This window comes from Neobacillus sp. DZ-9, assembly GCF_059587065.1.
Window position 1 is genome coordinate 417378 of the sequence record NZ_JCAIOL010000004.1, and the last position, 16097, is coordinate 433474.

Consider the following 16097-nt stretch of genomic DNA (forward strand, 5'->3'; position numbering starts at 1 on the left):
CTCCTTTTTGCGCTTAATCAAACTGTGTGCAGCAGGAAATTGGTCAAAAACAGCATCGAAATAATATAAATCGAGAGAGATAGCTGCTTTTGTTTGTTTGTAAAGAGCTTAACCAGCGGGTAAGCGATAAATCCGAAGGCAATTCCATCGACAATACTGTAGGTTAACGGAATCATGATAATAACAAGAAATGCCGGGAATGCTTCTGTAAAGTCTGTAAAATCGATATTTACGATATTGGTTAGCATCAATCCTCCGATGATGATGAGGATTGGTGCGATTGCCGAACTAGGTACGAGTTTGATAAAAGGCATGAAGAAAAGTGATGATAAAATGAGTAAACCTGTTACAACAGAGGTTAACCCCGTTCTTCCGCCAGCCGTGATTCCCGCCGCTGTTTCAACCGTCGAAACAGATGGACTTGTGCCTAATAATCCACAAACAATTGTAGAAATAGAAATGGCTTTAAGGGATTTCTCATTCTTTTCCGGTGCTTCCAGCATTCCATTCACCTGCGAATGAAGCAGACCGATATTTTCAAAAACGAGCACCAAAACCAATGAAAAGGCTGCCGTCCAAAACGGAATGGTGGCCATATTTCCAAAGTCTGCGCTTAAAAAGACTTTCTTATAGTCATCGAAGGAAATAAAACTCGTATCGATTGCCGAAAAATGTACAAGCCCAAAAAAGTAGGATACAATTGTCCCCAAAATAATACTGATTAAGAAGTTCCCCGGTACTTTTTTCAAAAATAAAAATAACGTGATAATCAGATTAATGATTGAGGCTAAAACCATCGGTGCAGATAAGTTCCCCATGGCCACAAAGTTAGTGGGGTTACCAACAATAATCCCGCTTTTTTGTAAGCCGATAAAGGCAATAAATAAGCCTATTCCAACAGTAATTGATTCCTTTAATGAAGACGGTATCGCTTTTGATAACAAGGCTGATAGTTTCGTAAAGGCCACAATCACAAAGATCATTCCAGATACAACAACTGCTCCTAATGCTTCCATATAATTCAGTCCCATCGAACCCACTATGGTATAGGTGAATAAGGCATTAATTCCCATTCCAGGGACGATGATTAATGGTGCGTTGGCCATAAAGGCCACCAGTAAACAGCCAATCAGCGATGAAAGTACGGTTGCGATAATCCCAGCTTCAAGCGGTATTCCGGCATCCTGAAGGATATTTCCATTCACGGCTATAATGTAGACAATGGAAAAAAACGATGTTAACCCTGCTATAACCTCCTTTTTCAAATTTGTTTTGTTCTGCTTAAGTTTGAAAACTCCCTTCATATTTTAATCACACACTTTCGTGTTGCCCTCTCCCACCCGCATTAAGTAAAATTTATCTTTAACTTATGCCGGGGAATATTATAACACAGATTAAACTGAAAAAAAGCACGAACGACCGTAAAATATTACCATTAGAGGATATTGTAATTGTAGCCCCGGACAATGGTGGTGTGGTCAGAGCCAGGAAGCTTGCAAGTCGATTAAATGCTCCGATTGCTTTTATTGATAAACGCCGTCCAGAACCCAATGTCGCTGAAATTATGAATATCGTAGGAAATATAGAAGGTAAAAATGCCATAATAATCGACGATTTAATAGATACAGCCGGAACCATTACTTTAGCTGCTAATGCTTTAGTTGAGAAAGGTGCAAAAGGAGTGTATGCTTGCTGCACACATCCTGTCCTTTCTGGTCCTGCCATTACCAGAATTGAATTATCCCCTATTAAAGAGTTGATAGTAACGAATACAATTGAGCTTCCTGAAGAAAAGATGATTAATAAAATTACCACTTTATCCGTAGCGCCATTGCTTGTTGAGGCAATTGATCGGATTCATAATGAAAAAGCGGTAAGTCCTTTATTTGAATAAAATTGATTTTTCGGCCAACTATTTCTATTTAGTTGGTTCATTTTCTCGAAAAACAATAACAAATGATAATAAATAAAAATTAAATACAAACTTAAAGACTATGGAATCCCTGAGGTTATTCTGTGGTTTTGGTTGTGTTGGCGGGATTATTGCAATTTAGCAAGTGTTTTTAATCAAATTTTAAGTTTTTTTATCATTTTATCAAAACTAATAAATAACGAAAGTAAACGAGAGTAAAAACGAAAAAAATATTGACTAAATGAAAGCGGAATCATATAATTAATTTGAAGGTAAATGAAAGTAAAAAACAAGGAGGGTGAGAAAGTGAAAATCGCAATTGGTTGTGATAATAATGGGGTTATGTTGAAAGAAACAATTAAAGAATTTTTACAAAGTAATCATTATGAGGTAATTGATTATGGATGTCATTCTTGTGAAAACGTTGATTATCCAGATGTTGCATTTCAGGTAGCTAAAGACATTAGCGAAGGTGTTGCGGAACGCGGGATCTTGGTATGTGGAACAGGAATTGGAGTGGCGATTGCAGCATGTAAGTATCCAGGTATCCGAGCGGCACTTTGCCATGATATCTATTCTGCTGAGCGTGCTCAAAAAAGCAATAATGCTCAAATTATGACAATGGGTGCTCAAATTGTGGGGCCGGAACTAGCTAAAAAACTAGTAGAAGCGTACGTTAATTCATCGTTTGAGGAAGCTAGATCAGGTAGAAAAGTACAAAAGATTATTGACAAAGAAAAAGAGTTATTGGCTGCTGGTATAATCGAAACATCAAAGCAATCCCAGGTTTGTTCATAAAAAATTTGTAGTAAGGAAAATGTTTTTAGCGGCTTTGTTTTTTTATTATTTATTATCTGAATAATCAAAATAGTAGACTGGTAGTATCTTAATCTATTTTGAAAAACAATAGTGTTATAAAATTAGTTAAATAAATTTAATCTTTCAGCTAGGATGAATGCATACTTTTGAAACCGTTTTATAAATCCTTAGATAGGTCAAAGGGGGAGATAAACATGGCTTTACCTCAATCAAAAGTTAGCGCAGTACCTGCGCTTAAGAAAAAATCAAGTTATCGCTGGGTAGTTCTATTAATTATTTTCGGTGTCTATTTAGTCTGCATGGCTGACCGTACCAATATTGGGGTAGTATTACCGTTCATTAAAGAGGAATTTACTCTAAACAATTTCCAGGCTGGTGCAATTGCGAGTTTCTTCTTCCTAGGATATGCCATTACGCAGCTTCCGGCTGGATTTTTGCTTGGTAAAAAGGGATCACGTGGTGTTGCAACCATTGCTATTCTTGCTTTTTCTGCTGTTACCTTCTTGCTGGGTACTGTGAAAAGTGCAACTACACTGGTATTGCTTCGCTTAGGATTAGGTGTAGCAGAAGGTCCTGCTCCTGTTAGTATGACATCAACAATCAATCAATGGTTTCCGGCAAGGGAAAAAGCGACAGCTACTGGTGTTTACATAGCTTCCACTCAGCTAGCTCCAATTATCGTCCCGATTATTGCAACTTGGATTGCCGTAACTCAAGGATGGCGTTCGGTGTTTTTCTGGTTTGCGATTCCTGGTGTCATTATGGCGATTGTCTGGTATTTGTTCGTAAGATCAAAGCCAGAAGATTCTTCACATGTTTCAGAAGCTGAATTACAATACATTCGTCAGAGTGAAGTGGTTACTGAAGTAAATGAAGGTCAACAAAAATCATTTGGCTGGCTAGATAAGTTGATTCGTTATCAAAAGGTAGCACCTTTAACTACATTTAAAAGCGTTTTCAAATCTTGGAATATTTGGGGTAATACTCTTAATGAATAGTGTTTTATATGGGATTTTAACTTGGGTTCCTAGTTATCTAGTTAACGCCAAAGGCTACTCATTCATGAAAATGGGCTTTGTAGCATCAATGCCTGCTGTTGGCGGATTGGTCGGAGCTATCTTAGGCGGATTCATTTCTGACAAAGTATTCGCTAGAAGACGTAAACCAACGATGTTAATTACTGCTATTGCTGCTGCGTGTATGATGTTTGTTATTACTAACTTGCCAGATAATGGCGTGCTTGTTGCTCTTAGCTTAGGTCTTGCAGGTTTCTTCTTAAATATCGGCTGGCCAGCATTTACTGCTTATCCAATGGGATTAACCAACAGAGATACATACCCTGTTGCGATTGCAACTGTTAACAGTGGTGGAAACCTAGGCGGTTTCTTCTCACCGATGATTGTTGGAGCTATTCTTGATGCAACTAACAATTATAACCTTGCTTTTGGTTTCTTTGGAGTAATGCTGATACTTGGTTTCGTGATTATCTTAACTTTAAAAGAACCTGTTCAAAATTAACAAACTATTAATAATACTATAAAAAGTAATCGCTTACTCGTAAAAATAGACGGTTTCATTCCGTCTATTTTTTGTTTAATGAGATGATTGGTAAATAAGAAAAAACAAGCAAAACCGCCTTTGGTTTTGCTTGTTTACATTAGTGCCTGACACCAAGACAGTGATTATATACTTGCCTCTATATATTGAAAGGATTTATTAGTTCCGCCGACGATGGCGAGAGAATGGGTAAGGATTCTGCCATCATCCTTTTTTTGAACGCCTTTGAGGAATATTCCATCTGTAATGCCGGTTGCGACAAAGAAGCAATCATCGGTTTTTACGATTTCATCTATTGTCAATGGTATATTCGGATGGGGAATACTCATCTTTAGACAGCGAGCATATTCCTCTTCGTTCTGAGGAAGGAGTGCTGCCTGAAAGTCCCCGCCTAAACATTTTAAGGCAACGGCAGCAATTACACCTTCTGGGGCGCCGCCTGTTCCAACTAAAATATCAACCTCTTGATCATCGAGAGCCGTTGCGATCGCACCTGTAATATCGACGTCAGAAAATAATTTAACTCTCGCTCCTGCTTCAAATACTTCGGCCATCAACCCTTCATGGCGCGGTCGGTCTTGAATCGTGACTGTTAAATCTTGCACTCTTTTTCCGAGTGCTTTCGCGACGGCTTTCATATTTTCTGTCAAAGATCGATTGATGTCGATGCAGCCTTTTGCTTTTGGCCCGACGGCTATTTTTTTCATATACATGTCTGGCGCATGTAATAGGCTCCCTCTGTTGGCAGCTGCAATCACAGTCAAGGAGTTTTCCTGCCCCTTCGCCATTAACGTGGTTCCTTCAATAGGATCTACGGCAATATCCACTTCAGGACCATGGCCTGTTCCTAGTTTTTCATTAATATAGAGCATCGGGGCTTCATCCATTTCGCCTTCTCCAATAACGATGACTCCCTGCATATCAATAAGGTTCATTATATTTCTCATAGCTTCTGTACCAGCGCCATCTGCTTCGTTTTTATTTCCTCTTCCGATTAATGGGTAGGCCGCAGCGGCAGCTTGTTGGGATGCTGAAAGAAAACCCATCACCAATGATTGCGTACAAACCATATTCTCAACTTTGTTTTGTAAAAACATTTCATTTCCCCCTCGCAACAATTTTCATTTAGAGAAAAAGACTGTTAAACTATCAGGTTTAGTTCAACAGTCTTTTATTAATTCGTTTATCGGTGGCTCCACAATCCCTTTATGTTGCTAACCCGTACCTTATCAACAACTTCTATTGCTTTGTTTACGACATTTTCAACAGTAAATCCAAAATGCTTCATTAGTTCTTCGCCTGGTGCGGAGGCTCCAAATGTGTTGATTCCGATAATATGGCCATCGCGCCCAACATATTGCTGCCAGCCAAACGCTGATCCCATTTCACAGGCTAACCGGCGCTGGTTGCATGAAGGTAAAACTGATTCCTTATATTCATCCGATTGTTTTTCGAATAATTCCCAGCTTGGCATGCTGACAACTGAGGCGTCGATACCTTGCTCAGCCAGAATTTTCCGGGCTTCGACTAGTAAAGATACTTCTGATCCGGTACCGATTAAGATGATGTCAGCATGTTGTCTCTCGGATTTTAGTAAGACATAGCCGCCTTGAGCCACTCCTTCTTTTGCCTTTGCAAGGCTGCCAGGAAGAATTGGGAGATTCTGACGGCTTAAAACCATCATGACTGGATTTTCTTTCTGGGCAAATGCATATCGGTAAGCTTCAGCTGTTTCGTTGGCATCTGCTGGGCGAATCACGGTGACGCCTGGCATTGCCCGGAAGGAAGCAAGTTGTTCAATTGGTTCATGGGTTGGTCCATCTTCGCCAACGGCAATGGAGTCATGTGTCATTACATAGGTGACAGGAATCCCCATTAGGGCAGAAGAACGGACCGCCGATCGTAAATAGTCAGAGAAGACAAAGAATGAACCGCCAAATGGCTGGACCCCTCCATGTAAGGCCATGCCATTAAGAATTCCCCCCATGGCAAATTCACGAACACCGAACCAAATGTTTTTTCCTTCATAATTTGCCGCTGTAAAATCCCCAGCACCTTTCAACATTGTTTTGTTGGAGGAAGCTAAATCAGCTGATCCCCCGAAGATGGTCGGAAGGTTTTCGGCGATTTGATTGAGAGCGGTTCCTGATGCGTCCCTTGTGGCAGTGGCTTTATCGCTTTCTGTATAAAGTTTTAATGCTGCATCCCAGTCTTCAGGTAAGCTGCCTTCAACCATTGCTTGAACTTCTGTCATTAATTCAGGATATTCCTGATAATAACCCTGTAAGGATTGAAGCCATTCTTCTTCTAGTTGTGTTCCTTTTTCACGATAAACTTCTTTCAAAGCGTGTACTTCTTCAGGCAAAGTAAAAGGTGGAAGTTCCCAATTGTAATTTTTCTTCGTCAACTCTGATTCATCTGATCCGAGCGGGGAACCATGTACAGAGGATGTCCCAGCTTTATTTGGGCTGCCGTAACCAATCACTGTTTTGACTTCAATAATAGTTGGTTTATTCTTTTCTGCCTTCGCTAAGGCAATGGCACCGGAGATTGCTTCAAAGTCATTGCCATCCTCGACAACCAGGGTTTGCCAGCCGGAGGATTGGAATCTTCCAGTAATATCCTCAGAAAATGCTCTATCCAAATCTCCGTCGAGTGAGATGTTATTGGAATCATAAAGCAGAATGAGCTTTCCTAATTGAAGGTGGCCGGCGAGTGATGCCGCTTCATAGGATATTCCCTCCATCAAACATCCGTCGCCGCATAATAAATAGGTATAGTGATCGACAATTGGATGCTCTGGACGATTATATAAAGCTGCCAAGTGAGCTTCGGTCATTGCCATTCCAACTCCCATAGCAATTCCTTGCCCAAGAGGCCCGGTCGTTGCGTCCACTCCAGCAGTATGTTTATATTCTGGATGTCCTGGTGTTAAGCTCCCCATTTGGCGGAACTGCTGCAGTTCTGACATTGGCAAATCGTATCCAAAAACATGGAGTAAGCTGTAAAGCAGGGCAGATCCATGACCTGCAGACAGAATAAAACGATCACGGTTAAACCAGTTTGGAGTAACAGGGTTAAATTTAAGGTGGTTTCGATATAGGGCTGTAACGGCTGGAGCTGCACCCATAGGCAGCCCTGGATGCCCTGACTTTGATTTTTCAATCATATCAATTGATAGGACACGGAGTGACTGGACGATTTGATTATCTAAGGACTGCATGCTTATCACCTTCGTTTGCAAGTGATTTATTAAACTGATCCCAATCCTTTAAGAAGCCTTCGATTCCTTTATCTGTTAGGGGGTGTCCCCATAGTTTAGGGAAAAGGGATCCAGGAATGGTGGCAATGTGGGAACCTGCTTCTGCAGCTGCTTCTAAATGGCCCATATGGCGAACACTTGCTGAAATGATTTCAGATTTTAATCCATAATTATCAAGAACGACTTTTAAGCGTTTAATAAGATCTAAACCGTCGACACCGATATCATCAAGTCTTCCAAGGAATGGACTAATGAAGGTAGCGCCTGCTTTCGCTGCCATTAAACCTTGAGATACGGAAAAAATCAGGGTAACGTTCGTTTTGATGTTTTCTTTCGATAGAACATGAACCGCTTTCAAACCTTCTTCGGTCATTGGGATTTTGACCACTACATTAGGAGCCCACTCTGCAAGCACTCGTGCTTCTTTGATCATTTCCTCAGCTTGAAGTCCAATAACTTCTGCGCTGACAGGGCCATCTACAATTCTACAAATCTCTTTAATTACTTCTTCGAAAGGACGGCCTTCTTTCGCAATAATCGTTGGGTTGGTTGTTACACCATCAACAAGGCCTAGCGCGGTAATGCGTTTAATTTCTTCGATGTTCGCAGTATCAAGGAAAAATTTCATTATTTATCGCTCCTTTAAAGTTTAGATAAAGCTTAGCAGCATGAACCCTGGAGAAGAAATTCTTTTTCCTTATCCATGATTTGATCAATTTTTCTTCCGGAATTACCGCCTTGGAAGGACACATCCAGGTAAGCTTTTGTGATTTTCTTAGCAAGCTCGACTCCAATAATCTTGGCTCCCATGGTAATGATCTGAGCATTGTTACTTAACTGTGCCCTTTCAGCTGAATACTCATCATGACATTGTGCAGAGCGGATATTTGGGACTTTATTGGCGGCAATTGACATGCCGATCCCAGTCCCGCATACAAGAATTCCTCTTTCCAATTTCCCGGCTGTGATATCAGTGGCTACATTGAAGGCGACAGCTGGATAATCCACTTCTTCCTCTGAATAGCAGCCATAATCAATTACTTCATGACCTAAACTTTCGATATAAGCTTTTACTTCTTCTTTCATTTGAAATGCATTGTGATCAGAACCAATCCCAATTTTCACAAAAATCACTCCTTGAATTGTTTTATTTAATTATATTTTTTCACTTTCTTTCATTTGTGTCAATAATTTTCTTTTAAAATGAAAAATAGTGAAAATAAACGAAAAAAATACTGTTTTTGCTATGTAAAATGATTATGTTTGGTGCAGGGGAACTTAATGTTAATGGGAAAATTTAAGGGATATAATTCGTGAAAGAGATAGTAATATAATAAGGTATAAAAGCAATCAATATTAACCCAACCTTTAAAAATGAACTTTCATTTATAGATAAATTCTATCGATTTCTATCGAAAATAGAAAATAAAAAATAGCAATTGACAAATAACGAAAATAAAAATACAATAATTTTATAGAATAATTGAAAGCGTTATAGTTTTTCTTAATCAAAATAATATACCGACTAAAAAATATTTATCTATGAAGGAGCGAAAGTCATGACAAACATAAAGAAACCTGTTGTTGCTATCACTATTGGAGATCCTGCTGGTATCGGCCCTGAAATTACGGTTGATACAATGATGGATGAAAAAGTTTATCTGGAATGTAAGCCGTTTCTAATTGGATCTGTTGATATTGTCAAAAGAGCAATGAAGGTTAGAAATTGTGATTTTGTCGTTAATAAAATCAATAAACCGTCAGAAGGGAAATTTCAATATGGAACGATTGATATCCTTGAAACTGGCGAGTACGATTGCGCAAGTATCGAATATGGCAAAGTCCAAGCATTAGCCGGTCAAATGTCATATGACTATGTAAAAAAATCAATCGAATTAGGTCTAAATAATGAGATTGATGTTGTTTCTACTGCCCCTATTCATAAAGAGGCCATTAAATTAGCAGGATGTCCGCAGCCAGGACACACTGAAATCTATGGGGAATTAACCAATTCAGACTATGCGTTAACCATGTTTAACTGCCATAATTTAAAAGTGTTCTTTGTCAGCCGTCATAAGGCGCTTAAAGAAGCATGTGACTATGCAACAAAGGAAAGAGTGTTAGATCACGTACAACAAATTCATACTGAAATGACCGGAATAGGGTTAAAACAGCCTAAAATCGCCGTTGCAGCCTTAAATCCGCACGCATCTGATAATGGCTTGTTTGGTACAGAGGAAGCGGATCATTTAATCCCTGCTGTAAAAGCTGCTCAAGAGCTTGGAATTAATGCAGTAGGACCGGTTCCAGCAGATTCTGTCTTCTTTTTAGGACTTAAAGGAAACTATGATGCCATCTTGTCTCTTTACCATGACCAAGGACATATTGCTTGTAAGACCTATGATTTTGAAAAATCCATCACTATTACATGGGGATTACCATTTATGAGAAGCTCCGTTGACCATGGAACTGCCTATGACATTGCAGGTAAAGGAATCGCTGGTTCAGTGAGTATGCTTGAAGCTACACTTGTTGCAGTAGATTATTGGAAGATGAAACAGAACGCTTTAGTGAAACAAGTATAATCATTCATACCTTTTTTCAAGAAGGAAGGGACTGGGTTCTTTCCTTCTTGGTGTAAATAAGCATGACTTTAAGGAGGGGGATTTATGTGTAAGATCGGCATTGTAGCAGATGATTTAACTGGTGCCACAACGGTTGGTGTATTGTTAGCGAGAGCCGGTATTTCTACTGCTGCTTTTTTTGATGAAAAGTCACTTGATACGGATAAGGGACATCTGGCAATGGTTCTTAGTAGTGACAGTCGGGCGTTAAAAAAGGAGATTGCAGAGCAAGAGGTAAAGTCAGCTGTCATTGCGCTGAAAGAAAAAGGGGCCGTTTATTTTTCTAAACGAATTGATACCACTTTAAGAGGTGGGATTGGATTTGAAGTCGATGCGATGTTAGAGGAATTAGCTCCGGATACCATTGCTGTCATGGTACCAGCAATGCCGCAGTCAAGACGAATTATGGTCGGCGGATACTCCATCATTGATGGTGTGGCTTTGTCGAAGACACCAGTTGCGAATGATGTGCGAACACCAATCACCGAATCACATGTCCCTACCTTAATGGCTCAGCAGACCAAACGTAAAATCGGCGTCGTTTCCTTAGGGGCATTGCTTGCAGGGAAAGAGGCGCTGAAGCAAACGTTGCAAAGCGAACGGGAAAACGGCTCTAGATTTATCATTGTAGATGCGATATCCATTGAAGATGTGGAGGTAATTGCTGAGGCGGTTAGCGAATTAAAATGGAATGTATTAGCCGTTGATCCGGGTCCATTCACGGAAAAGCTAGCAACCATTAAGGGTTTGTCATCGGAAAACCATGATATTACCTGTGGGGAGATTTCGGAAGAAGAAATTAGCGGGACCATAATTGCGGTCGCGGGCAGTGCAACTCCTGTTACTAAAACCCAATTGAAAGCGTTGTCAGATAAAGAATGGGCATGCCAAATCCCGGTTTCGGCAGAAATGCTTATCGATACCGAGAACACAGCACCAATTGAAATTCAGCGGGCCGTAAAGGAAACCTTGAGAACGGTAAAAGGTGAAAAACCGAATGTGATTTTATTGGAAACAGCTTTAACATGCAATGTTCTTAATTTAGCAGCCAAGGAAGAGGAATGCGGTCTTCAGTCTGGTCAAGCAGCGAATAATATCAATAGAGGTTTAGGAGAGGTTGTCGCTCAAGTATTAAGCAGCAATCTCGAGGATGTTCGAGGAATCTATATGACCGGCGGAGATACGATGGTGAATGTCCTGAATGTATTGGGGGCAAAAGGAATTGAATTGATTGACTATGTCATTCCTCAAGCCGATCTTGGACGAATTATTGGCGGGAAATATGATGGTCTTGTTGTGGTCGGAAAGGGCGGCTTAACGGGCGCCCAAGAAACAGCCATCTCGATTGTCAAGAGAATCAGCAAAGAAGCAGCTAAATCTATACAACAAGAGGTTGTTCAAGTATAAGAGAAAAGGGTGAACCCATTGCAGCGGTTCACCCTTTTTTCTTATCTATTTTGTTTGAAGCAACTGTTTGATATCGTTTAGGATCGGTTCGAATTTTTCTAAATCCCACGCGGAGCGGCCGATAAAGAGTCCATTGACATTAAGTCCATTTAAATAATCAATGGCATTACCGCGATTGACACTACCGCCAAATAATATCGACATTTCCGCGCCGGTGTCCCCAAAGAGCTCGATTAAAACTTTGCGAATATGGTCGTGCATTTGATGGACATAGTCAGCAGGTGCTTCTGTGCCGCCAGCACCAATGGCCCATACCGGTTCATAGGCGATGAGGATGTTTTTCGCTTGAGAAGGTGTTATATTTTTTAAACAGATTTTAAGTTGAATTGATAGAGATTCTTTGCTGATTCCCTGATTCTTGTCTTCCAGTTTCTCACCGATACAAAGCAAGGGAATCATTTCATTATTGAGGGCGGCATGAACTTTTTTGTTTAAATCAACATCGTTTTCATTATAATATTGCCGTCTTTCAGAATGGCCCAGTTCAACTAGGTCAATGCCAATTTCTTTTAACATTGTTGGCGAAATTTCACCTGTAAAAGGACCCTCATCTTCCCAATGCATATTTTGGGCTCCTAATAGAATGCTAGAATCGAGTTCCTCTCTAAGTGTTGTTAAGGAAGTGTGAGGAGGAATGATAAAAAGCTGCATCCGCTCATCTATGTTCACGGCTATCTCCTTAAGCTTCCGGCAGTATTCCTGGCCTTCCTTAATGGTTTTGTGCATTTTCCAGTTTGTTCCGATATAAATTTTATCCATTCTGCCACCTGCTTTTCGAGTATTAACTATTTTTATAAGTTAATACAATTTTATCTTTTGTTATCGATATCTGTCAATTGGTGTGTTATATTTAAATAAAGGAAAATAAACGAAAATATATGAATGTGGCACATTTTAAGTTAATATGTGAAAAATAGGATTTTTTAGCTGTTTTCCTATAGAATTTGGTTGGATTTTTTAAACTATTATGAGAGAATAATTCGTATAAGAATCGAAAAGAAATGAAAGGGTGGAATTATGTTTGCTGATCAACGCAGAAATATAATCCTAGAGATGCTAACAGAAAAAGGAACAGTAACGGTCAATGATTTGACCAGTTTACTTAATATTTCTGCAGCTACTATTCGCGCTGATTTAAATCAAATGGAAAAACAAGGTCTTCTTATTCGTACTCATGGAGGAGCGATGATGAAAGAGGAAGATCCAGACACCATTGATAAAAAATATGAGATACGCGAAAAGAAATTTAAGACCGAAAAACAGCAGATTAGCCATTTTGCATTCCGGCATATTCAAGAAGGTCAATGTATCCTTTTAGATGCTAGTACAACTTGCTTTGAACTTGCCAAGCATTTACGGGACTCTAAAATGAGGCTGACTGTTGTAACGAGCGGAATTGCTACAGCTGCAATGTTAAAAGAAAATCCGTATCTAACGGTGATTATCATAGGCGGTATCGTTCGGAACTCATCCAACTCTGTTGAAGGTCTGCTAGGGGAAGAACTTCTCAGGAAAATAAATATTGATATTTTGTTTACATCTGCGTATGCCTTCAATACAAAGGACGGTCTTTCGGATTTTAGTTTATATGAAGTAGAATTAAAAAGAATCATGGTATCTGTCGCTAATAAAGTGATTGCCATGCTTGACCACAGTAAAGTGAATAAAAGCTCTATTGCAACATTTGCGAGGCCTGATGAAATTGATGTATTTATTACAGACCAGGAAGTTTCAGACGAAATTCGCGATTATTTTGCCTCCAGAAAAATAGAACTAGAAATAGCTGAATAATACTCAGCTTTTGCTCCTCTGTTTTGGAAGCGTAACCAATTTGTTTGTGACATTGGTGTCAGGCACCGCTCGTGGACATTTGTCCACGGATGGTGCCTGACACCAATTTATTTTAATGGTATCCAAATTTCTGAATAATAATCAGGGCTCCAAGGGTCACCAGCAGGATAGACTTCTAAGTCCGGAGTTCCTGCATGCTTATAATGGCTGGAAGGGAACCATTCTGAGAAGATTTGTTTCCAAGCTTGCTGCATCGCTTCTGGCATGGCCCCGTGTACTTCAAATACTCCCCACTTGGAAGCAGGTATTTCAAGCTGCATCAATTTCTCTGGAGTGTCACCAGCATATTCAGTAGCAATCCAGTAATCCATTAATTCGGGCTGTTCGCCACCGCGCTTATCGACGCATACCCCGAGAACACCTTTAATTTCCCCATGATTCAAACTAAATAATAAATCATTTGTTCCATCTCGATGGACATCTCCCCACATTTTCGGGATTCCTTCTAAATTTTCTCCATTTTGGCAGGAAAACTCCCGCTTGACTCCGACGACTGGAAATCCATCTCTTTCAATGATTTTGTAGTTCATAGGTTCGGCTCCTTTCAGACTCACCTGGATGGCCAGGCGGTTATAAGATTTCAGCTTTCCTCTATAATTTCTTGCCTGACTTGGTGTGATGCCGTGCTGCCGGCGAAAGGCTTTAGCGAAAGCCTCAGGAGTGTCGTAGCCATATTTAAGGGCGATATCAATGATCTTGCTGCTAGAATGGGAAAGCTCCTGTGCAGCAAGTGTTAACCGTCGACGGCGTATATAGTCTCCTACTGTAATATCGGTTAAGATAGCAAAAGTACGCTGAAAGTGAAATTCTGAGACATTCGCCTGTTTAGCAATGCTTTCAATTGAAATTGTTTCTAATAAATTTTCTTCAATATAATTAATCGCCCTTTGCAATGATTCGACCCAGCCCATATCGCTCACTCCTTGAGTATATATTAACAGCCATTCAGTTTGACTTCCTGTCAATTTTTGCTTTGTTTGAACAGTTTCCCTGCTATTCCATTGTTGACTGCTTGAGCTTGAATGTCCAATGAATCGACCATAGAAGAAAGTAATGGTAAAAATCGCTCTTTTTCAATAATAAATTTTATGTTATTCTGAAAAAATGATTGTAAAAAATCAAACGGGTTATTAAGTAAGCAATACCTTTGGTATAGATAGTTATTTTGAATGTAAAGATGATGAAATATCTCTCTACATATTTATTTTTATATAGTAAAAAATAACTAACAATTTATCTGTTGAAGAGGAGGATTTAAATTGAAGAGAATTAGTTTAGCGTGGCAAATATTCATTGGTCTGGCGCTTGGTATTATTGTCGGAGCAATTTTTTATGGGAATGAGAATGTTGCAGCTTGGCTTCAGCCAATAGGAACGATTTTTATCCGATTAATTAAAATGATTGTTGTTCCAATTGTGGTTTCCAGCCTTATCGTTGGGGTTGCTGGTGCTGGTGATATGAAATCTTTGGGAAAGCTTGGCGGAAAGACGCTGCTTTATTTTGAAGTCATTACGACAGTCGCCATTATAGTCGGACTTCTAGCTGGGAATATATTTCAGCCGGGGGCTGGTGTAGATCGTTCACACTTAACGAAAACCGATATAAAAAGTTATGTTCAAACTGCTGAACAAACAGAGTCACATACGATGGCCGATACTTTTATCAATATTGTGCCGACCAATATTATTCAGTCATTAGCAAACGGAGATATGCTGGCTATCATTTTCTTTTCCGTCATGTTTGGAATGGGTGTGGCTGCTATTGGAGAAAAAGGGGTTCCAATCCTCAATTTCTTTAGAGGAACAGCCGATGCGATGTTCTATGTGACCAATCAAATCATGAAACTGGCACCACTTGGAGTTTTTGCATTAATAGGAGTTACGGTTTCAAAGTTTGGAATTTCTTCATTAATTCCATTAGGTAAACTGGTACTCGTGGTTTATGGAGCTATGATTTTCTTTATCTTAGTTGTTCTGGGGCTAACAGCAAAAATTGCAGGTTACAATATTTTTAAGCTCATTCGTTATTTAAAAGACGAACTTATTCTTGGATATTCTACAGCAAGTTCTGAAACCGTACTTCCAAAGATCATGGAAAAAATGGAGAAAATCGGATGTCCAAAGGCCATTGTTTCGTTTGTCATTCCCACTGGATATTCTTTTAATCTTGATGGGTCAACGTTATATCAAGCGATTGCTGCTTTGTTTATTGCGCAAATGTATGGTATCCATATGAGCATCGGTCATCAAATCACATTAGTTCTTGTATTAATGTTAACTTCAAAAGGGATCGCGGGAGTTCCAGGCGTATCGTTTGTCGTCCTGCTTGCCACACTGGGCAGTGTAGGAATACCAGTTGAGGGACTGGCGTTTATTGCGGGAATTGACCGGATTTTGGATATGGCACGTACGTGTGTCAATATTGTCGGAAATTCCCTCGCCGCCATTGTCATTACCAAATGGGAAGGGCATAAACTTCATGATGATAGAATAGAGAATGTAGCATAATATATTGAAAAGAACACTTTCGCATGCGGGAGTGTTCTTATTATTAGGATTATTTTTCTATTTATAAAAGTAGCTTAATTTTTCGATGAATTTTATTT

At 39.7% G+C, this 16097-nt stretch carries 15 protein-coding genes; 8 read left to right on the top strand and 7 right to left on the bottom strand.

Going from position 1 to position 16097, the window contains the following annotated elements:
- Positions 1 to 17: 17 nt before the first annotated feature.
- A complete protein-coding gene (locus AC59HZ_RS13750; protein WP_496546375.1) occupies positions 18 to 1304 on the bottom strand; it encodes an NCS2 family permease in 1287 nt (428 codons plus the stop codon).
- Positions 1305 to 1369: 65 nt separating this feature from the next.
- On the opposite strand from AC59HZ_RS13750, the gene AC59HZ_RS13755 reads away from it, so the two are divergent.
- The 4 genes from AC59HZ_RS13755 (at position 1370) to AC59HZ_RS13770 (ending at position 4249) form a co-directional block, all read left to right on the top strand.
- Entirely contained in the window at positions 1370 to 1894 is a 525-nt protein-coding gene (locus AC59HZ_RS13755) for a ribose-phosphate diphosphokinase (RefSeq protein WP_496546376.1), read from the top strand.
- Between the two features lie 324 nt (positions 1895 to 2218).
- Positions 2219 to 2710: a ribose 5-phosphate isomerase B gene (rpiB, locus tag AC59HZ_RS13760; RefSeq protein WP_496546377.1), complete on the top strand. Its 492-nt coding sequence runs from the start codon at positions 2219 to 2221 to the stop codon at positions 2708 to 2710.
- A gap of 215 nt (positions 2711 to 2925) precedes the next feature.
- Entirely contained in the window at positions 2926 to 3729 is an 804-nt protein-coding gene (locus tag AC59HZ_RS13765; protein ID WP_496546378.1) for an MFS transporter, read from the top strand.
- Positions 3722 to 4249, top strand: a complete 528-nt coding sequence (locus AC59HZ_RS13770) for an MFS transporter (RefSeq protein WP_496546379.1) — start codon at positions 3722 to 3724, stop codon at positions 4247 to 4249. The genes AC59HZ_RS13765 and AC59HZ_RS13770 overlap by 8 nt, the downstream gene beginning before the upstream one ends.
- Before the next feature lie 164 nt (positions 4250 to 4413).
- Here the strand turns inward: AC59HZ_RS13770 and glpX are convergent, their stop codons facing one another.
- The 4 genes from glpX to rpiB (AC59HZ_RS13790) form a co-directional block, all read right to left on the bottom strand.
- Positions 4414 to 5385 (bottom strand): class II fructose-bisphosphatase, encoded by a 972-nt coding sequence (glpX, locus tag AC59HZ_RS13775; protein WP_496546380.1) that lies wholly within the window; start codon positions 5383 to 5385, stop codon positions 4414 to 4416.
- An 86-nt stretch (positions 5386 to 5471) separates the two neighbouring features.
- Positions 5472 to 7511 (bottom strand): transketolase, encoded by a 2040-nt coding sequence (tkt, locus tag AC59HZ_RS13780; protein WP_496546381.1) that lies wholly within the window; start codon positions 7509 to 7511, stop codon positions 5472 to 5474.
- Positions 7495 to 8178 carry a fructose-6-phosphate aldolase gene (gene fsa, locus AC59HZ_RS13785; protein ID WP_496546382.1) on the bottom strand — a complete coding sequence of 228 codons (684 nt, stop codon included), beginning with the start codon at positions 8176 to 8178 and terminating at the stop codon, positions 7495 to 7497. Before fsa ends, tkt begins: the two co-directional genes overlap by 17 nt.
- A gap of 32 nt (positions 8179 to 8210) precedes the next feature.
- Positions 8211 to 8675: a ribose 5-phosphate isomerase B gene (gene rpiB, locus AC59HZ_RS13790; RefSeq protein ID WP_496546383.1), complete on the bottom strand. Its 465-nt coding sequence runs from the start codon at positions 8673 to 8675 to the stop codon at positions 8211 to 8213.
- A 434-nt stretch (positions 8676 to 9109) separates the two neighbouring features.
- Here rpiB (AC59HZ_RS13790) and pdxA point away from each other — a divergent pair, with 434 nt between their 5' ends.
- Entirely contained in the window at positions 9110 to 10135 is a 1026-nt protein-coding gene (gene pdxA, locus AC59HZ_RS13795; protein ID WP_496546384.1) for a 4-hydroxythreonine-4-phosphate dehydrogenase PdxA, read from the top strand.
- Positions 10136 to 10219: 84 nt separating this feature from the next.
- Entirely contained in the window at positions 10220 to 11581 is a 1362-nt protein-coding gene (locus AC59HZ_RS13800) for a four-carbon acid sugar kinase family protein (protein WP_496546385.1), read from the top strand.
- Positions 11582 to 11626: 45 nt separating this feature from the next.
- Here AC59HZ_RS13800 and AC59HZ_RS13805 read toward each other — a convergent pair whose 3' ends face one another.
- A complete protein-coding gene (locus AC59HZ_RS13805) occupies positions 11627 to 12400 on the bottom strand; it encodes a triose-phosphate isomerase (RefSeq protein WP_496546386.1) in 774 nt (257 codons plus the stop codon).
- A gap of 258 nt (positions 12401 to 12658) precedes the next feature.
- On the opposite strand from AC59HZ_RS13805, the gene AC59HZ_RS13810 reads away from it, so the two are divergent.
- Positions 12659 to 13432 (top strand): DeoR/GlpR family DNA-binding transcription regulator, encoded by a 774-nt coding sequence (locus tag AC59HZ_RS13810; RefSeq protein ID WP_496546387.1) that lies wholly within the window; start codon positions 12659 to 12661, stop codon positions 13430 to 13432.
- A 107-nt stretch (positions 13433 to 13539) separates the two neighbouring features.
- Here the strand turns inward: AC59HZ_RS13810 and AC59HZ_RS13815 are convergent, their stop codons facing one another.
- Complete coding sequence (locus tag AC59HZ_RS13815; protein ID WP_496546388.1) at positions 13540 to 14403, bottom strand: AraC family transcriptional regulator; 864 nt, start codon at positions 14401 to 14403, stop codon at positions 13540 to 13542.
- Between the two features lie 348 nt (positions 14404 to 14751).
- Here AC59HZ_RS13815 and AC59HZ_RS13820 point away from each other — a divergent pair, with 348 nt between their 5' ends.
- Entirely contained in the window at positions 14752 to 15999 is a 1248-nt protein-coding gene (locus AC59HZ_RS13820) for a cation:dicarboxylate symporter family transporter (RefSeq protein ID WP_496546389.1), read from the top strand.
- Positions 16000 to 16097 lie beyond the last annotated feature (98 nt).